The sequence below is a fragment of the Halioglobus maricola genome (genome assembly GCF_009388985.1).
GTDB classification, from domain to species: domain Bacteria; phylum Pseudomonadota; class Gammaproteobacteria; order Pseudomonadales; family Halieaceae; genus Halioglobus; species Halioglobus maricola.
Map to the genome: position 1 here is coordinate 3794928 of NZ_CP036422.1, position 18861 is coordinate 3813788.

Below are 18861 nucleotides of genomic sequence, written 5' to 3' on the forward strand. Positions count from 1 at the left end.
ATCCAGTGACGCCAGTGTAGTTGAAATCAACCGTGGTTTTCGTGTCACCGATCAATACATAAAACGTTTCTCAGGCCGTCTTTTTCTGCCAATACCACTCCACCGGGCGGCCGAGATAGGCCAGCAGGTGATGGCAGATATCCAGCGCGTCCTCACCAGCACCCGACATGAAACTGGAGCGGCGACGGCGCATGAAAGGCAGCCCCATCAGGTAGACACCGGGAAGCTCGGTAACCCCGCCATTGTGACGTGGCATTCCCCGGGCATCCATAACCGGTAAGTCCAACCAGCTGTAGTCAGGGCGATAGCCCGTCGCCCAGATCACCGTGCTGATACCCTCGCTGGCGAGCTCCATTTCGAGCCTCTGGTTTGACGCAAGCTGGGTGGGCTCAGTCCGGGTCGCCGGACCCTGGGCACCGGCCCCATCCGGGCTGGACTCGATATATTGATCAATGCGATCCAACATCCGGTTCAGCTTCAAGTCTGCCAGGCGCACCACGTTTGCCAGGCCACCAGAGAACTGCAGCCGGCCATCACGTGCACCCGCCAGGCGGCCGACCACTTCCACACCTTCCGCCTGCAAACTATTGAGATCCAGGTCGGCGAAGTCGTCGCTGCCCATCAACTGTGCAGACGGCAAGCGGCGCACCCTGCGCACATCATCCACCTGCTCCCAGTCTTCATCCAATAGCCCTGTCGCATCCATCCAATACTGAATGTCCTTGCCCCGGTAACGACGTGGCATGCGCACATGCTCGCCCGTGGCCAGCAAGACTTTGCGGCCGGAGCGGCTGATTTCGCGGGCGATCTGGGCACCACTTGCGGCAGCACCGACAACCAGAACACCACCGGGCGCCAGCCGATCAGGATTGCGATAGCGGTGGGTATCCAACTGCTCAACTTGCGCTCCCATCCCCTCGGAGAACCGTGGAATAGTAGGCGTACTGAAGGCACCGCTGGCGACGATGATCGACATACAGTGCCAGTCGCCGCAATTCGTCTTCACGCGATACCCGGAACCGACAGGCTCGACACCTGTGACACGGGTTTGCACCTGCACCGGCGCCTCGCTCTGACGCGCATAGCCGCTGATGAAATCGACCACCTCACCCATATGCATATAGCCATCAGGGTTGTCGCCGCTGTAGCCCATTCCCGGCAGCTGGCTCTGCCAGTTGGGAGTGAGCAAACGAAGTGAATCCCAGCGCTCGGTGCGCCATGAATTGGCCACCTCTCCCCGCTCCAGCACTACGTGATCGATGCCAAAGCGAGAAAGATAGTGGCTGCAGGACAGGCCCGCCTGCCCCGCTCCCACCACGACGACCGTGGTGAGGCGGGGAGGCGTTGTATACAGTTTCGCGTTCATGAGCGAACCTCAACCTCCACCATGGAGGGGTTGGTGACAATGTCATACACCGCTGAGCGTTTCTGGGACTGGGCCACGACGGCCTCTATCTCGTCCGCGCTTGCATCGGCATCAATATCAAAGATCACCTTGATTCCCTGGTAACCGTTACGCACGTCACTATCGATACCGAGAATGCCCTGCAGGTCCATGTCACCGCAGACAGTGGCCTTGACCGAGTGCAGCTGGATGCTGCGGTTCTGAGCGACCGAGGCAACGCCAGCGGTCAGGCAGCTGGCAAGACCCACCAACACATATTCCACCGGTGTAGCGCCGTTGTCTTCCGCTGCAAACACCTCGGGGTGATCTGCATCGAACTTAAAGCAGCGTTTGTGGCTCTGCTCTTCACCCAGGCCAGCAAAGTTCTCCACTTCAGCGCGAGTGTGGGTGCCATGCACCCACTGACAGGTGGTGCGCCACTGAAACATCGCCGCCGCAGGTGCTTCGGTCAAAGCCTCCCGTGCGCCCAACAGGGCTTCTACGTTGACGCCGTTATCTACAATTTTTGTGTAAGTGTTCATTTATCTATCTCCCTATAGTTTGTTGTATGTGCCGAATGCACGGAGCGAGAGAAGCTTTTGACAAGGGCCACATCGCGCTCTGAGGGCTAATTTGCCCCCCCGCCGTGGCATCCAGCGTGGTGCCCGCCGTGTTTTTTTGAGGCACTGGAATTCGCCCAAAAACAATCAGAAAAGCGCCATCTATATGATTTATATGGATTTTATGAGTGCTTCACCATTACCACGGAAGCTCACACGCTGGTGCAAGCGGCTCGCTGGGAGGATGTTTCCAATCAAGGGATGATTTGCAAAGGACCGGAACATGAACAGCATTTACAGCAACATTCTCCAGACCATCGGCGCCACGCCGGTCATCAGGATCAACAAACTGGCCCCGGCCCACGTCAACATGTTCGTGAAAGTAGAGGCTTTCAATCCCATGGCGTCGGTAAAAGACCGCCTGGCACTGGGCGTCATCGAGGCGGCTGAACGGGACGGTTCACTGCAGCCGGGCCAAACCGTGGTAGAAGCTACCAGTGGAAATACCGGAATTGGCCTGGCTATGGTGTGCGCCCAGAAGGGCTACCCACTGGTGGTTGTGATGGCTGAGAACTTCAGCGTGGAACGCCGTCGCCTTATGCGCTTTCTCGGCGCCAAGGTCGTCCTGACGCCGGCCGTCCGCAAGGGTACCGGCATGCTGGCCAAGGCGGCGGAGCTGGCCAAACAGCACGGCTGGTTCCTGCCGCGACAGTTTGAAAACGAAGCCAACGCCGATATTCACTCGCGTACCACAGCGCCGGAGATTCTGGCCGCATTCGAGGATCGCCAGCTCAATTACTGGGTGTCCGGGTTCGGCACTGGCGGCACATTGAAAGGCGTGGCTCGCGCACTCAAGGCCGCACGCCCCGATGTGCAGATTATTGCCACGGAACCGGAGAACTCTGCCCTGATGGCAAGCGGGATTGCCCAGCAGTACGACACCCAGGGTCAGCCCGAAGACAGCCACCCCAGGTTCCGACCTCACCTGATGCAGGGCTGGTCTCCGGACTTCATTTCGAAACTCGCCAATGATGTGCTGCAAATGGGCCTGGTTGACGAATTCATCGGCGTAAACGGAGAGGAGTCTCTCCGTCTGGCGCGGGAACTGGCCACTCAGGAAGGTATTTTCTGCGGCATATCTAGCGGCGCTACCTTTCATGGCGCGCTGCAGGTGGCGAAACACGCGCCCGCCGGCAGCAACATATTGTGCATGCTGCCCGATACCGGCGAGCGCTATCTCAGCACCGCCCTGTTCGATGGAATCGAAGCCGATATGGACAGCGAGGAGCTGGCGATCTCGGACTCTACCGCCAGCTGCCAGTTCAGCTCGCGCAGCGGACGGCCCCGCACAAGAGAACAGCACACCATAGAGGTGCCGGCCGCCGCCAGACAGTTTCTCGAAGAGTCCGTGCGCGATTCGAAAGAACCGGTGGTCATATTTGCGCTCGAGTGGTGCGAGTTCTGCTGGTCGGTACGCAAGATGCTCAGTAAGCTCGGCGTCTCCTGTCGCATTATCGACCTGGATTCTGTGGCCTTTCAGGAGAATGATTTTGGCGGCGATATTCGCGCCGCCCTGCAGGAAAAAGTCGGGTCTTCTACGATCCCCCAGATATTCGTCAGAGGCGAGTATCTGGGCGGCGCCACCGAAACCTTTGACGCTTTCAATAAAGGCCGCCTGCAGCGCTTATTCGAGCAACAAGACATCGAGTTCGACACGAAAGCCCAATTCAACGCCTACAGCTTTCTGCCTAAATGGCTACACCCGCGCGAGGCGAGCTAAGCGTCGTGTCCCAGGCCTGAACTTATTGATATTCGCCCAGTCTGAAGTATTCGCGGTACTATGCCGCCCACCTCAATGCAGCGACACTCAACTGGAGCCCCCACAATGGCCAAAGGCGTCTATCACGCCCCTTGGGAAAAATCTTTCGACAGCATTCTCTCGCCGTTGGAAGAGTTCATTCATCGACAGACAACGTCAGGCATTCTGCTGATGATCTGCGCGGTGGTCGCTCTGGTGATCGCCAACAGCCCACTGCATCACAGCTATGAGCACTTCCTGCACGAAGAGCTCGCCATCAGCTTCGGCGACAAGGCCTTCTCCCTGTCGATCCATCACTGGATCAACGAGGCGCTGATGGCCATGTTCTTCTTCATCATGGGCCTGGAGCTCAAGCGCGAACTATTGGTGGGCGAGTTGTCCACTCCCAGCCAGGCCCTGCTCCCTATCATGGCAGCCATCGGCGGCATGCTGATCCCGGCGCTTGGCTATTTCATCTTCAATACCTCAGGCCCGGAAGCAAAAGGCTGGGGTATTCCCATGGCCACCGACATCGCCTTTGCCATCGGCGCCCTCAGCCTGCTGGGGCCGCGCATTCCGAAAGCCCTGATCACCTTCCTGATCGCCCTGGCAATTGTCGATGACCTCGGCGCTGTGGCGGTCATCGCTCTGTTCTATACCGAGAGCATCGACACCATGGCATTGTTCTACGCCGCCGTATTCACTTTCGTCTTGCTCTCGTTCAACCTCGGCGGTGTGCGTCGCCCACTGCCTTACGCGGCAGTTGGCGCCCTCCTCTGGGTTGCAATGCTGGCCAGCGGCATTCACGCCACCATCGCTGGGATCATAGTGGCCTTTGTCATTCCCATCAGGCCAAAATTCGAACCGCAAACCTTTATCGAGCGGGTGAAGGACAACACCCGTGGCATGCAGAAATCTGTCGCGGAAAACCCGGATATCATCCACAACAACCGTTTCCGCTCCCTGGTTATCGCCATGGGTGACGGGGTTAAGCTTGTTCAGGCACCTGCACAGCGCCTGGAACACTCCCTGCACCTGCCGGTAGCCTACCTGGTCATCCCGGTTTTCGCGCTCGCCAATGCGGGCATCCCCATCAACTTTGCCGAATTTGGCGAGACCATCTCCAGCCCTATTACCCTGGGTGTATTGTGTGGTCTGCTGCTGGGTAAGCCACTCGGTATCGCCGGTTTTACCTGGATGACCCTGAAAATGGGCTGGGCCAAGTTGCCGGAGGGCCTGAACATGAAACACATTGTCGGCGTAGGCCTGTTAGGCGGCATTGGTTTTACGATGTCGATTTTTATCGCCGATCTGGGTTTTGCCGGTAAGCCTGCAGAGCTTCTAGCGGCAAAAACCGGTATTTTGCTGGCCTCCGCCATCGCGGGCTTCGGCGGGTACTTCCTGCTCAGGGCCACCACCGAAAAGCCAGAAACCTGAAAAAATATTAATCCCAATATCTGCCGGGGCCAGTACTATGGCCCTGTAGAAAACAGCGGAGCTACACCGTGGACAAACAGACTGTCGCCTTCCTACTCAATGGCGAGAACACAAACATCGACATCGAACCGGACACCCCATTACTTTGGGTACTGCGGGATGAGCTGAACTTTACCGGGACAAAATTTGGCTGTGGCATGGGCCTCTGCGGTGCCTGCACGGTGCACCTGGAAGGCACTGCAGTGCGCAGCTGCTCGCTGCCAATAAGCGCTGTGGAAGGGAAAGCGGTCACCACGATTGAAGGGCTGGCACCAGGCGGGGACCATCCCCTGCAGCAAGCCTGGATAGCAGAAAACGTCCCCCAGTGCGGCTACTGCCAGTCGGGCCAGATCATGTCGGCAGCGTCGCTGCTCGCGAGCAATCCCAACCCATCAGACGACGATATCGACAGCGCCATGTCCGGTAACATCTGCCGCTGCGGCACCTACGGGCGCATTCGCAAAGCCATCAAGCGCGCCGCCCCCGCCGTGCAAAGCTGGGAACCGGCGGAGGTTAATGTATGAGCCTGAGCAGACGCGAATTCCTGCGCAATGCCTCCGTGGTTGGCGGCGGTCTTACCCTGGGCTTCCACCTACAGGGCTGCGCCAACGCGCAGAGCGAGGCAACCGAACTGGAGCCCAACGCTTTCCTCAAGATCACCAGCGGCGGCGACATTATTGTCCAGATCCACAAGACCGAAATGGGTCAGGGCACCGTCACCGGCATGATCAGCCTGATTGCCGAGGAACTTGAAGTCGACCCTGCTACGGTACGCTACGAGATGGCCCATGTGGACAAGGCTTTCCGCGACCCCGAGTACTTCCTGCAGATCACCGGCGGCAGCAACGCTATTCGTGTCTTCTACGAGCCCCTGAGGGAAACGGGCGCCACCGCGCTTGCGATGCTAATGGCCGCAGCCGTGGCGCGCAGCGGTTTTCCCGAACAGGAACTGCACGCTGAAAACGGCGTAATCAGGACCGCAGATGGCGGTGTCAGCTTGAGTTACGGCGAGCTCGCCAGCGATGCGGCCAGCATGCCCGTGCCAAAACAAGTCACCCTGAAAGATCCGTCCCGCTTCAAAATCATTGGCGCGGATAAGGGCCGTCTTGATAACCAGCCCAAAGTGGACGGCAGTGCAAACTTCGGCATCGACGCCGGCCCGGCAGATGCACTGGTAGCCGTATTGGTACGCCCGCCCGTGGGGCATGGTGAGGTGACGTCCTTTGACGCCACTGAGGCCGAGACCATGAGCGGCGTGAAACATATTGTAAAAGTAGACGGTGGCATTGCCGTGGTCGCCAGCAACTACTGGCGCGCGCGCAAGGCAGCGGAAAAAGTATCGATGGAATGGCGCCCGAGCGAATCGCCGCTGGTGGACAGTGCCGCCATCGACAAAGCTCTCAGCGACGCACTGGCGGGCGATGAATTTGCGACAGTTAGAGAAGATGGCAAAGCGCCCACTTCCGGCGCCGCCAGACAGATTGAAGTCGAGTATTCCGCACCTTTCCTTGCCCACGCCACCATGGAACCAATGAACGCCACAGTGGCCATCAACGGTGATAGCGCCGACATCTGGGTGGGCACGCAGGCACCAGACCTCGTTCGCAGTTTCGCCGCCAAGGCTATCGACATAGACGACGAAAATATCACTGTTCACAACCAGTTTCTGGGCGGCGGCTTTGGCCGCCGGGCTATCCCCGACCACGTCTTTGAAGCCGCCCAGATCGCGCGCGCCGTGGGTGAACCCATACGCCTGGTCTGGAGCCGGGAAGACGACACGCGCCACGACTTTTACCGCCCGCCGATGAAAACACGCTTCCGTGCTCGTCTGGGTACCGACGGTGAAGTACTGAGCTGGGAGAACTGGCTGGCGGGACCCAGCCTGATGCAAGAGAACGTCTTGAACATGTCAGAGGGTCTGATACCCGGATGGGTTCCTGACTTCCTGATTGAGTTCGGTGCGGGATGGGCCGGTAAGAAAGACGGTTCTGCCACAGAGGGCTTGAAAGAGTTACCGTACAGCTTTTCCCACATCTACATGGCTTACCAGAACGTAGAGACCCCGGTGCGCCTCGGCGCCTGGCGCTCTGTGGGCCACAGCCACAACGGCTTTTTCGCGGAGTCTTTCGTGGACGAGCTAGCTGCTGCTGTAGAGGAAGATCCTATCGCGTTCCGTCGTCGCCACTTGCCACAGGGAAGCCGCCATCGCCAGGTACTGGATGCTGTCGAGAAGCTGAGCAATTGGGGCAAAGCGCCGGATGGCCATTTCCAGGGCGTAGCGGTACACGAATCGTTCCACTCGGTGGTCGCGGAAGTCGTGGAGATTTCGCTCCGGAATGGCAAGCCGAAACTCGAAAAGGGTTTTGTCGCAGTCCACTGCGGCCGTGCAGTGAACCCCGACATTGTGCGCCAGCAGATGGAGGGCGGGATGCTGTTCGGCCTCTCCGCTGCCATGTACGGTGAAATCACCTTCGAGGGCGGCGCCGCTGTCCAAAGCAATTTCCACGACTATCTGACGCTGCGTATGAATGAGGTGCCGGAGATCGAAGTGGCGATTATCGAATCGGACGATCCGCCCACGGGCGTGGGCGAGCCGGGTACTCCACCGGCACCTGCTGCACTGGGCAACGCGATTTTCGCGGCGACCGGTCAGCGCCTGCGGGACCTGCCCTTCAAGCTGGCCTGATCTCGGGGCTGAGTTCTTTGGCTTAGTCCTTTGGCTTAGCCTTCTGGGATAGGCCCCAGCAAATGCTCGCTCAGGTCGCCTGCCAGGCGAGAAAATACCTGCCGGCTGGTGAAATACCAGCCATTCGCGTCGAGCGCAAAAGTATCGTGATAACGACCGGCGATTATTGGCTGCAGAGGCAGCCCACTGGTCGCCTGAAACACGGTGAAGTACGAGCGTGCCTCAGCCGTTTGGTTTGCAACTTCAATGATGACATTGGTCGTCACGTGATGGGTGCGGGGTGTGCCCTCGGGGAAGACGCGGGTGAATGCGCGGTAAATCGCGCCAATCGCTCTTGAACCCTCACCCTGGACTTCACCGGATGGATCGAGAAACCGGGCCCGGGAAAACAGCCCCGCCAGGGTATCCATGTCGCCATCATCGATAAGCTCGGCGTAGCGGTAAATCAGATTTTCGATTTCCCGCTCAGGCGACATGACTAAACCCCTCTGACCGCATCAGCAGCAGTGGGTACACCATCGCGACGATAGTTGTGAACTTCCCCGCTCTTCACCTTGGCGATAAAGCTTGCCACCTCTTTCTTCACCTCTGGCGCAAAGAGATAGAGGCCGAGGATGTTCGGCACAGAAATCAGGAACACCATGGCATCGGCAAAATCGAGGACAGCCTGCAGTTGTATCATGCAGCCAATGGCGAGGAAGGCGCAGAAGGCCAGTTTGAAAATACCCTCGCTCACTGGGTGCTCGCTGAACAGATAAGTCCAGGCCTTGAGGCCGTAATAGGACCAGGCCACTGCTGTAGAGAAGGCAAACAACAACGCCGCCACTGCCAGGGGATACGGCGCCCAGCTGACGTGATGCTCGAACGCCGCAGACGTCAGCGCAATACCCTCGAGGCCCTGATCCATCAGCCCGGCGGGATATGCCGTCACCACAATAACCAGAGAACTCAGGGTGCAAATCACCACCGTATCGATGAAGGGCTCAAGCAGAGACACCAGGCCTTCCGACGCCGGGTGGTCAGTTTGCACGGCTGAGTGGGCGATGGACGCGCTGCCCAGGCCCGCTTCGTTAGAAAACAGAGCCCGCTGGAAGCCAACAATAATGGCCCCAATCATGCCGCCGGTTGCGCTCTCGACTGAAAAAGCACTGCTTACGATCAGCTCGATCGCAGCCGGAATATGCTCGGCACTCAAGATCACAATCACCAGCGCCGAACACAAGTACAGCACTGCCATAAACGGCACTATCTTGCTCGCTACAGCGGCGATTGAGCGGATACCACCAATGATCACAAGGCCGACAACCAGGGCGATAGCAAGACCGAACAGCCAGCCCTTGTCGGCGAAAAAGCTCGCCTCGCCACCGGTGATACTCACAAACTGCACATACGCCTGGTTCGACTGGAACATATTGCCGATACCGAGGCAGCCTATCACCATCGAGAGCGCATAGAATTTACCCAGCCCCTTGCCAAGGCCCGGCTTGCCACGGCTACTGAGCCAGTGCTCCAGATAATACATAGGGCCGCCGGACACCGAGCCATCCGGATTGTACTTGCGGTATTTCACACCGAGTGTGCACTCAACCAGTTTCGTGGACATGGACAAAAAGCCAGCCACGATTAGCCAGAAGGCCGCGCCCGGGCCACCAATAACAATGGCCACTGCCACACCACCGATATTGCCGACGCCCACGGTGCCAGACACTGCCGTGGCCACGGCCTGAAAGTGAGAAATCTCACCGGGAGCTTTGGGGTCGTGATAGTCGCCACGCACCAGGCGCAGGGCCAGGGCGAAGCCGCGAATATTGATAAAACCCAGGTACAGGGTAAAAAAACTCGCCGCCACCGCCAACCAAAGCACTATCCATGGAATCTCGTAGCCAAAGATCGGCAGCTTGGCGAACACGAAAGCCGACAAAGCCGCCGCGACGGGCGCGAGCATCGACTCCACTGCTGTATCGATACTGGCAGCCGCCGGCGCTGATATTACCATTGCAGACGCGGCCAGCAGCGGCGCCTTGTTGCCGTTATTCACGCGCAAATTTGTCGCCAAAGAAATCACCCTCGTGCCAGGCAGGTGGTTCTTTGTCCTTGGAGATCTCCAATCCTATGCGCACATTGGCGCGGGCAAAGCGGAGCGCTGAAGGCCAATCCACTGGCCGACTGAGATCGTCAGTGGGCCTGTGGTAATGCAATTTAAGATGTCCCTGAAACAATGCCTGACCATCGATATCAGGATCGCTCGAAGTGAAACCCGGTACCAGAAAAACCGCGGGCACACCCTGGCGCACAAACGAGTACTGGTCGCTGCGTACGAACAGCACTTCCTCTGGAATGGGATCAGGTGTGAGCGCAAAATCCTCGGCAGCCACGGCCCGTGCGATAGGCACATCCAGGGTCGAGTGCTGGGCACCAAAGGCGATGATGTCCGCCAGCGGATACAGCAGGAGGGGCATGTCCAGGTTGATATTGGCAATCATTGCCTCCGATGGCACCGTCGGGTACTGGGCGAAATAGTCCGACCCCAGGAGGCCTCGCTCCTCGCCAGTAACAGCCACCAGCAGGATTGAACGCTCAGGCGCCTGCGGCAGCGCCTTGAAAGCACGGGCAGCTTCAATCAGCAAAGCCGTACCCATCGCGTTGTCATAGAAGCCGTTGTAAATGGCATCACCATCCACCGGGGTGCCGATACCAATATGATCGAGGTGCGCGGTGTACACGATGTACTCATCCGCAAGCTCAGGGTCTGAACCACGAATCACCCCGATCACATTGGGGCTGGTAGCGTCGGTGTGCTCGCTTTTCTGGCTCAGGGTCATTTCGATGCCCAGCGGTTGTGACGCGGGCTTTCCCTGATCCGCCGCATCGAGCGCCTGCTCGAAGGTCATCGGCGTCAGTTCGAAGATATCCGGTGCCACGCCCTCGCTGATCTGGGCAGCACCCTGCAACTCGGGATGATGGTCCGCTACGTCGCCCTGGATATTGCGCCAGGACATTCCCGCCGTGACACCCGCATTGAGGGTGACAACGTCCCAGCTGTTACGTTTCTGGTCCACGCGCGAGCGCATGTAGATGTAGCCAACTGCACCCCGCTTCACCATCTCGTCCCGCTTGGTGCGCCCCGAGGAATAAAATGCCCGCTCATTGGCCGGGAAGCTCTTGGGCGCGCCGCCGAATATCGCGATAATCTTGCCATCGACATCCACGCCTTCGTAATCCGAGTAGCCCAGCTCTGGAGCGTGCACGCCATAGCCGGCATACACCACTTCAGCACGTACACTGGTCTCGTCGCGCACCCGGTCGCCACCCATGACAAAGTCGTCTTTCCAGCGCAGGCTGGCATCGCCCCGATCACTGTGCACAGTCATGGCGGCGCTTTCGGTGTGTATCTGGCGGCGCAGCAGCGGCACATCCTGGAACCACCCGTCAAACAGGCCAGCAGGTTCGACACCCAGCGCGGCAAACTGCTCTGCCACATATTTGGCGGCAGCATCGTAACCTGGCTCACCGCTCATACGTCCCTTTAGCTCATCGCTGGCAAGGTAGTCGAGATGCTGCTGCAAGTTTTCACGTGTGATCGTTGCGAGTGCCTTTTGCAGAGCCACATCTTCGGTGGTCACCTCGGCAGACTCGGACTGCTCCTTCGTCGACGCGGTCGTCGTGACAGCCGCGAAGGAGACCGCACAATAGGCGCACGCCATGAGTATTGAGAGTCGCTTCATCATGTTCATTCTTCCGTGCTGGTGTTGTTTTTATTGACCGATATTCCCTATCGGGGCGAATCAGTGTAACAAAATGAGACTTTAGCGCTCGTAAACTGTTACACCACCCACAACTGTGCGCAAAACCTCGATATCGGCTATCGCCATCGGATCGCCCAGTGGGTCACCGTCCAGTACGACCAGGTCGGCGTACTTACCCGGCTCAATGGAGCCCAGCTCGTCTTCGCGGAAGATCTGGTATGCCGCATTGATGGTGATGGCGCGCAAGGCGTCCATGGCAGGAATACGCTGGTCTGCGCCGATGACATTGCCACCGGTAGACACACGATTGACAGTGGCCCAGACCATCCGCATCGGCTCCATCGGCACGACCGGCGAATCAAGGTGCACCGAAAACATCAGGTCACGGTCCAGGGCTGATTTGCTCGGGCTCATGCGGAAAGCCCGTTCAGGGCCCATAAAGATATCGCGGTGACGGTCGCCCCAGTAATACGTGTGGGCGGAAAAGAAGCTGGGAGTGATACCGAGGCGCTTCATCTCATCCAGCTGATCTTCGCGGGCCATCTGCGAGTGAATCAGGATAAGCCGCGGATCCGCCACGGGATTTTCTCGCTGCGCTTTGTCAAAGGCATAGATCACATCGTCGATGGCAGCGTCGCCATTGGCGTGTATCGCCATCTGGATTCCGGCTGCGTGTACCCGCCCAACGATATCGACAAGGTCTTCGATGGGGAAAATAGGGTAGCCCTGATAGTCCGCATCACCGCGAAACGGTGTGTGATAGGGGTGCGCGAGATAACCGGTAAAGCCCTGGATACTGCCGTCAGAAACGATCTTCATGGTCTGGCCACGAAAGTAAGGGGTATCGTAGGGCGTCAGGTCAACATCGCCAGACAGCACATCTTCACCCATCAGCTGCCAGAACGGCCACACCTCCAGTCGAAACGGCACAAAACCCAGTTTACTCGCCCATGCCAGGCCTTTGAGCATCGGTCCCATGGCGCCGCCGCTCTGCCCGGTGGTGACCCCCTGACTGACATAGTCATGCACGGCGGTATTGAACATCGCCAGGATATTGCCAGGCGTCATAATGTCCGCGCTGGTCGACAGCTGAACTTCCTGGGCTGAGGTTTCCTCCAGCAGACCGGTGGGCTCACCGGTCTGTGGATCTTTCACGATAACCCCGCCTTCCGGATTGGGCGTATCAGCGTTAATACCAGACATCTCCAATGCCAGGCTGTTGCCAACGCCCATATGGCCGGAAACATGCACAATGAAGATAGGGTGCTCCGAGGAGACCGCATCGAGCTCTTCCCGTGTAGGGTGGCGCTTCTCTGCAAGCAAAGTGTCGTCATAACCCATCGCCATCACCCACTTGCCAGCAGCAACCTTGTCCACAAAAGGTTTTAGCAGCGCCTGAATATCGGCAATTTCTTCAACGGTTCCGATTGGCGGGCTATTCAGGTCGGCCATGATGGCTCGGGTACCCGTACCCGGGAAGTGTCCATGGGCGTCGATGACGCCGGGCATCATCACCCTGCCACCGAGGTCGATCACGTCAGCCCCATCGCGATAAGCGGCCAGTGCCTCCTCGTCGCCCACTGCAACAATGCGCTCGCCCTCAACCGCTACAGCACTGACGATACTGTTGCCGGCATCCATGGTGAGTATCTTGCCGTTGACGAAGAGCTGCCGATCCGGCGGTGACGGGCGCCCCAGCAAGAGGACCGCGGCAACACCGAGGACAACAATCAGGGACAACAGCCCCAGCAACAGTTTCTTGATCACCTTACTCTCCAGACCTGTCTATTTTTAGTTTGCTTGATCCACAGGGATTATCCCATCGGATATTTAATCTCGCGGCTCACCTTGTTGATCGCCGCCATAGTCTCGTCCGTCAAGGTGACGTCTGCCGCTGCGAGAATATCCGGGACCTGATCCATACTGGTAGCGCCGACGATCGTGGACGCCACGAAGTCATGCTGCTTACTCCAGGCAACCGCCATGGTGACAGGCGACAAGCCCGCATCCGCCGCAATGGCTGCGAAGCGCTTGGTCGATTCGACACTCTCTTCACTGATAAAACGGCGCGCCATTTTCTGCTGACGCTCTCCCCCTGTCAGGTAGTCAGTGAAGCGAGCACCAGCCGGCGCGGCCCCATCATTGTATTTCCCCGAGAGCACACCGCCAGCCAGCGGCGAATAGGGCAGCAGGCTGACCCCCTCCGCACGGCAAGCCTGGGCCAGCTCGTCCTCAAAGCGACGGCTGTTCAGGCTAAAATTATTCTGGATCGTTTCGTAGCGCGGCAGGCCATGCTTGTCCGCGGCCCACAGACTCTTGGTCAAGCCCCAGCTGGTTTCGTTGGAACACCCCAGCACCCTGACTTTGCCCGCATCTACAAGCTCTTCCAGTGCGCGCAAGGTTTCCTCGTAGTAGTAGCCATGATCTGGCCAGTGGGTCTGGTACAGATCGATGTAATCCGTGTCCAACCGGCGCAAGCTACCCTCGACAGCCCGCATAATATGATGGCGGTCGAGGCCGGACTTGCCAGCGCGAACAGGCGGGGTAATCCAGCCGTGACCGGGCCCTGCCACCTTGGTGGCGAGGATAATCGCATCGCGAGGCTTGGTTTTCATCCACCGGCCTACGATCTCCTCGGTGACCCCCATGTAGCGCTCCTCCGGTGGCACCGGATACACCTCCGCGGTGTCAAAAAAATCGATGCCGATATCGAAGGCAGCATCCATGATCGCGAAAGCAGTCTTCTCATCTGCCTGATTCCCAAAAGTCATGGTGCCCATACAGATGTCGGAAACGACGATGCCGCTACGGCCGAGGCGATTTCTCTTCATTGGCTTAATTCCGTCCAGATAATTGAATTGAACAAAATGTGATCGACGAACACATTGTGTTAATCTCCACCGTCAAAGTAACTTTTGGACCATCCACATGCAATTCATCCGTGCCCTGACGCCCATAATTATCGGCGCTTTCCTTGTCGCGTGCAGCGACAGCTCCTCAGATCGCCCGCAGGAACCGGTAGAGCCGGCGCGGCCAGCGCTGGATCTAACATTCACGACGGCCCCGATCGACCTACCGAATATCAGCGCAAAATTTGCTGCCGATGTGGCCTATGGTGAAGCCGAACGCAACCTGTTCGACATCTACCTGCCTGATTGTGACGACCCGACCCCGCTGGTGATCTACATCCATGGCGGCGGTTTCACAGGCGGTGACAAGAGCAGCGCCCACACTAACTTTGCCGACGATGTCCGTGCATTTCTTCAGGAATGCGTCGCTTACGCCACCATTAACTACACCCTGCTCACGGTGCCAGAAGAAGGCGGTGACACCCAGGCCGCGGCCGATCAGGGCGGTGTTCTCACTTCCATGCAAGACACTGCTCGCGCCCTGCAGTTCATGCGCTACTACTACGAGAGCCTGAACCTGGACGTGGAGAACGTGGCCCTCTACGGCGTCTCGGCCGGCGCTGGTTCCAGCCTTTGGCTGGGCACTCATGACGACATGGCCGACCCGGGCAATGACGACGAAGTTCTGCGTGAATCCACTCGCGTGAAGGCGGTTGGCGCGCTGGTGACTCAGTCCACGTACGACATCATTGATTGGGGTGAGGTGCTACTGCCGCTAACGGAACCGCTTGAGCCAATTCTGGGCAGCACCGATATTATTACCCTGGTGGACGCACTGGGCCAGACCAACTACCTGCTGACGTTCCTCGGCATCGCCAGTCTGGATGAGCTGGAGAACCAGGAAACTATTGATTACAGGGCCGAAGTCGACATGCTCGAGCTGATGGATTCCGGAGATGCGCCGATCTACACGGAGAATTTCACGACCTCCCTCGATAACGTCGTCGACCTGTTCCTGCACCACGCCCTGCATGCTATCGCGATCAAGGAACGTGCCGACGAAGTTGGCCTGGAAAGCGTGGGCTACTCCCGCGACCCGGCCTGGCCACTGGAAGATCCCTCCGGCGAAGATCTTGTTTCCTTCCTGCTTGGGCATATTCGCTAGCACTCTGTGCGCGACTGACTACCGTCGCGCCACGTCTTAAGGCACCCGGGTATCTCCGCGCCGGGTGCCAGCTTCGGGGCCAAGCCCTGCCCCACGGTATAAATTGCTATAACACCTCAACGTGACCGGCAGCATACAATCTGGCGATGCAATCCGGAGAACGCCATGAGTAACGATTCCAACCCCTACGATGATCGCAACGCTGCCACGGGCCGCTACGGCGAAGATGGCTACGATGTTCTGCTCATCGACGAGCCCGTAGCAGGCGTGCGCCGGCTCACCCTAAATCGCCCGGACAAACGCAACGCCCTGAACCATCAGCTGCGCGGCGAACTATTGCACGCCCTCCAGGCAGGTGACGCCGACCCCGAGGTCAAGGTGATGATCGTCCGCGGTGCCGGCAAGTGCTTCTCCGCAGGCTACGACCTTGGCGGTGGCAATGTGGGCCAGGCCTACCCCTTCCATACCGCAGGCGGCGACAGCCAATGGCCTCGTCATGTCGTGGAAAGCTGGATGCGTATCTGGGATCTGTCAAAACCAGTGATCGCTCAGGTGCACGGCTATTGTCTTGCCGGCGGCAGCGAGCTGGCGACCGGCTGCGATGTTGTGTACGCCGCGGACGACGCCCAGATTGGCTATCCCGCAGTGCGCTTTGGCGTGCCCGACATGCAGTTCCACCCATGGTTGCTGGGCATGCGCAAAGGCATGGAAATGTTGCTAACGGGAGATTCTGTAAGCGGCGAAGAAGCAGTTCAATACGGCTGGGCCACCCGCAGCTTCCCCGCGGACGACCTGGAGTCTGCAACACTTGGTCAGGCTGAGCGAATTGCCGCTATACCGGCGGACATACTCGCCCTGAACAAACGGGCTGTGCACCGCCAGATGGAAGCTATGGGACTGCGCACAGGATTGCGTCAGGGCACCGAGATCTGCACCCTTGCCACCCACCAACAAACGTTCAAGGAATTTATCGCCGCCACTCAGGGCGGCGGTAAGCTCACCGAAGCGCTATCGAAAAGAGATGGTGAATTTGGCGACTACCGCGAAGACGGCAAGGAATAACCGCTGCCCCCTTTTTCCAGAGGGGGCAGGTATTCAGAAAGCTACTGACCCTGGCGCTGAGCCGCGCCACTTTGCTGCATGGCGCGCATCTGTAACATCTGCTGCATCTGCCCGATCATTTTGTCGATACTGAAACTGGCCGTGGGCTGGCGCGGCGGAAACTGACGGAAACTCATCAGCCATTGACCCACCTCCTGCTGCACCGGCACAAACAACCACAGTTGATCACCGAAGAAGCGCGTATACAGGCCCGAATCAATCGACGTCTCGTAGGGATCTGAACGCAAGTGGATCAGGCGTGGAAAGTTCAGCGCTTCGCGTGGACCAGCCCAACCGTCCATCTGCAAAGCAAAGTGAATCTTCCAGTCGTTCCAGCGCATCGCGTTGAGGTTGGCGTTATCGTCAAAGTAATAGAGCGTGCTGCGCTTACCCGGGCCCTTCGCAGCCAGCAAGTCTGTCTGGTCATAGCCATCCAGATGTACCTTGAAGGTCTTGTCGCCGGCGCGATGCCCCTTGAGCAACTTCTGTTTGATGCCCGGTTCGCCAGCAGCTGTCAGCAGCGTGGGCAGCCAGTCCTGGTGGGAAAAAATGTCATTAATCACCGTGCCGGACTTGACCACACCTGGCCAGCGAATCATCGCAGGCACGCGGAAGCCACCTTCCCAGGTTGAGCCTTTCTCCCCCCGGAAGGGCTCGACACCGGCGTCAGGATAGGTGCCGGTCTGTGAGCCATTGTCAGTCGAATAAATAACAATGGTGTTGTCACTGAGACCAAGCTCATCGAGCTTATCCAGAAGCAGGCCCACGTGATAATCGTGCTCCATCAGGCCGTCTGCATAGAGCCCGTAACCCGAAGCGCCATCCCATTTGGGGGCAAGGCGTGTCCACACGTGCATCCGCGTGGCGTTAAACCAGACGAAAAACGGTTTGTCGTCCTTGTTGGCCTTCTCGATAAACTTGATAGCGGCGTCAGTGAATTCCTGATCGACCATTTCCATGCGCTTGCGGGTCAACGGGCCGGTATCCTCGATCTTGCCGTCAGCATAGGAATGAATCACGCCCCGCGGAGCAAATCGTTTATGGAAAGCCGGATCTTTGGGATAGAAATAGGTCTCAGGCTCCTCCTCCGCGTTCAGGTGGTACAGGTTGCCAAAAAATTCATCGAAACCGTGATTGGTGGGCAGGAATTCATCCTTGTCGCCGAGGTGATTTTTGCCGAACTGACCGGTGACGTAACCATGCGGCTTGAGCAACTCAGCAATGGTGGGGTCTTCCGCCTGAAGGCCGATATCGGCGCCCGGCATGCCCACCTTCAACAGGCCTGTGCGCAATGGGTGCTGCCCGGTAATGAACGCGGAACGGCCAGCGGTGCAACTCTGCTCACCGTAGTAGTCAGTAAAGAGCGCTCCTTCATTGGCAATGCGATCAATGTTCGGCGTGCTGCCACCGAGCATGCCGCGATGGTAGGCGCTGAGATTGGACCAACCAATGTCATCGCCCCAGATCACCAGGATATTGGGCTTGTCGGCTGCATGGCTGATAGCGGTTTGCGTGGAGAGCACGCATGCGACAGCAACCAGGCACAAGCTACGCAGTTTTTTCGTCATGTTTTTCATAATCTTTGGCGATGCCTTTTCTGTGTTCTAGCGAATGCTCACGGGTTATACCAGATTGGTGAGGTGTAGGCGCGCTCCTGGATATCCACAGGTCCGGTGGTATCCCTTTTTGCACCATAGGGCCTGGCTTAGGAAGCCGTCCAACATGGCATGAGGATCTCCAGTTCGCGTGCGTATCGTTGAGGATAGACAAGATACAGGCAACTGTCGCATGGCTTGTCCCTGGGGCAGTCTATGCTCAAAGAAGCGGTAATCGCGGCATGAGCCTCTGCCGCAGAGTCAGGAGAACGAGCACATGGACACCAAGCATCCACTTGCCGTCGCGGCGGCAGTATATAGCCGCCTTCAAACAAAAAACCCCCGCTGATGCGGGGGCTTTTTTGTTTGGTAGGACTACCCAGATTCGAACTGGGGACCTCTACCATGTCAAGGTAGCGCTCTAACCAACTGAGCTATAGTCCTAAAGAGGGCGGGCATTATAAGCATCTCGCCCCAAGAGCTCAACACCCTATATCGAGG

General features: G+C 58.2%; 15 protein-coding genes, 1 tRNA gene and 1 pseudogene. 7 read left to right on the forward strand and 10 right to left on the reverse strand.

Annotated features, from left to right (window positions below; all coding sequences use genetic code 11):
* Window positions 1-70: 70 nt before the first annotated feature.
* A complete protein-coding gene (locus EY643_RS17265; RefSeq protein WP_153240409.1) occupies window positions 71-1366 on the reverse strand; it encodes an NAD(P)-binding domain-containing protein in 1296 nt (431 codons plus the stop codon).
* Window positions 1363-1926, reverse strand: a complete 564-nt coding sequence (locus tag EY643_RS17270; protein ID WP_153240410.1) for an OsmC family protein — start codon at window positions 1924-1926, stop codon at window positions 1363-1365. Before EY643_RS17270 ends, EY643_RS17265 begins: the two co-directional genes overlap by 4 nt.
* 301 nt (window positions 1927-2227) lie before the next feature.
* Here EY643_RS17270 and cysK point away from each other — a divergent pair.
* The 5 genes and pseudogenes from cysK to EY643_RS17290 form a co-directional block, all read left to right on the forward strand.
* A pseudogene (gene cysK / locus EY643_RS17275) lies at window positions 2228-3265 on the forward strand (cysteine synthase A); the annotation flags it as partial.
* A gap of 108 nt (window positions 3266-3373) precedes the next feature.
* The gene (locus tag EY643_RS19830) at window positions 3374-3724 is read left to right on the forward strand and encodes a glutaredoxin domain-containing protein (RefSeq protein WP_276612723.1); all 351 of its coding nucleotides are present in this window, start codon (window positions 3374-3376) and stop codon (window positions 3722-3724) included.
* Between the two features lie 105 nt (window positions 3725-3829).
* Complete coding sequence (gene nhaA, locus EY643_RS17280; RefSeq protein ID WP_153240412.1) at window positions 3830-5179, forward strand: Na+/H+ antiporter NhaA; 1350 nt, start codon at window positions 3830-3832, stop codon at window positions 5177-5179.
* Between the two features lie 68 nt (window positions 5180-5247).
* Window positions 5248-5742, forward strand: a complete 495-nt coding sequence (locus tag EY643_RS17285) for a (2Fe-2S)-binding protein (RefSeq protein ID WP_153240413.1) — start codon at window positions 5248-5250, stop codon at window positions 5740-5742.
* The gene (locus EY643_RS17290) at window positions 5739-7904 is read left to right on the forward strand and encodes a xanthine dehydrogenase family protein molybdopterin-binding subunit (RefSeq protein ID WP_153240414.1); all 2166 of its coding nucleotides are present in this window, start codon (window positions 5739-5741) and stop codon (window positions 7902-7904) included. Before EY643_RS17285 ends, EY643_RS17290 begins: the two co-directional genes overlap by 4 nt.
* Before the next feature lie 35 nt (window positions 7905-7939).
* Here the strand turns inward: EY643_RS17290 and EY643_RS17295 are convergent, their stop codons facing one another.
* From EY643_RS17295 to EY643_RS17315, 5 genes are all read right to left on the reverse strand, one after another.
* Window positions 7940-8380 (reverse strand): nuclear transport factor 2 family protein, encoded by a 441-nt coding sequence (locus EY643_RS17295; RefSeq protein WP_153240415.1) that lies wholly within the window; start codon window positions 8378-8380, stop codon window positions 7940-7942.
* 2 nt (window positions 8381-8382) lie between these two features.
* On the reverse strand, window positions 8383-9960 hold the full coding sequence (locus EY643_RS17300; protein WP_338035552.1) for an alanine/glycine:cation symporter family protein: 1578 nt from the start codon (window positions 9958-9960) through the stop codon (window positions 8383-8385).
* A complete protein-coding gene (locus EY643_RS17305) occupies window positions 9935-11629 on the reverse strand; it encodes a M28 family peptidase (RefSeq protein ID WP_205743095.1) in 1695 nt (564 codons plus the stop codon). The genes EY643_RS17300 and EY643_RS17305 overlap by 26 nt, the downstream gene beginning before the upstream one ends.
* A gap of 81 nt (window positions 11630-11710) precedes the next feature.
* Complete coding sequence (locus EY643_RS17310) at window positions 11711-13417, reverse strand: amidohydrolase (protein ID WP_170287452.1); 1707 nt, start codon at window positions 13415-13417, stop codon at window positions 11711-11713.
* 47 nt (window positions 13418-13464) lie between these two features.
* Entirely contained in the window at window positions 13465-14481 is a 1017-nt protein-coding gene (locus tag EY643_RS17315) for an aldo/keto reductase (RefSeq protein ID WP_153240417.1), read from the reverse strand.
* 97 nt (window positions 14482-14578) lie between these two features.
* On the opposite strand from EY643_RS17315, the gene EY643_RS17320 reads away from it, so the two are divergent.
* Window positions 14579-15664, forward strand: a complete 1086-nt coding sequence (locus EY643_RS17320; RefSeq protein WP_153240418.1) for a carboxylesterase/lipase family protein — start codon at window positions 14579-14581, stop codon at window positions 15662-15664.
* Between the two features lie 165 nt (window positions 15665-15829).
* Window positions 15830-16726 carry an enoyl-CoA hydratase/isomerase family protein gene (locus tag EY643_RS17325; protein ID WP_153240419.1) on the forward strand — a complete coding sequence of 299 codons (897 nt, stop codon included), beginning with the start codon at window positions 15830-15832 and terminating at the stop codon, window positions 16724-16726.
* Window positions 16727-16767: 41 nt separating this feature from the next.
* Here EY643_RS17325 and EY643_RS17330 read toward each other — a convergent pair whose 3' ends face one another.
* The 3 genes from EY643_RS17330 to EY643_RS17340 all read right to left on the reverse strand — a co-directional run bounded on the left by EY643_RS17330 (window position 16768) and on the right by EY643_RS17340 (window position 18804).
* Window positions 16768-18333: an arylsulfatase gene (locus EY643_RS17330; protein WP_153240420.1), complete on the reverse strand. Its 1566-nt coding sequence runs from the start codon at window positions 18331-18333 to the stop codon at window positions 16768-16770.
* 47 nt (window positions 18334-18380) lie between these two features.
* Window positions 18381-18431 (reverse strand): DUF3604 domain-containing protein, encoded by a 51-nt coding sequence (locus EY643_RS19925; RefSeq protein ID WP_420841657.1) that lies wholly within the window; start codon window positions 18429-18431, stop codon window positions 18381-18383.
* Window positions 18432-18727: 296 nt separating this feature from the next.
* Window positions 18728-18804: transfer RNA gene (locus EY643_RS17340), tRNA-Val, on the reverse strand.
* Window positions 18805-18861: the final 57 nt, after the last annotated feature.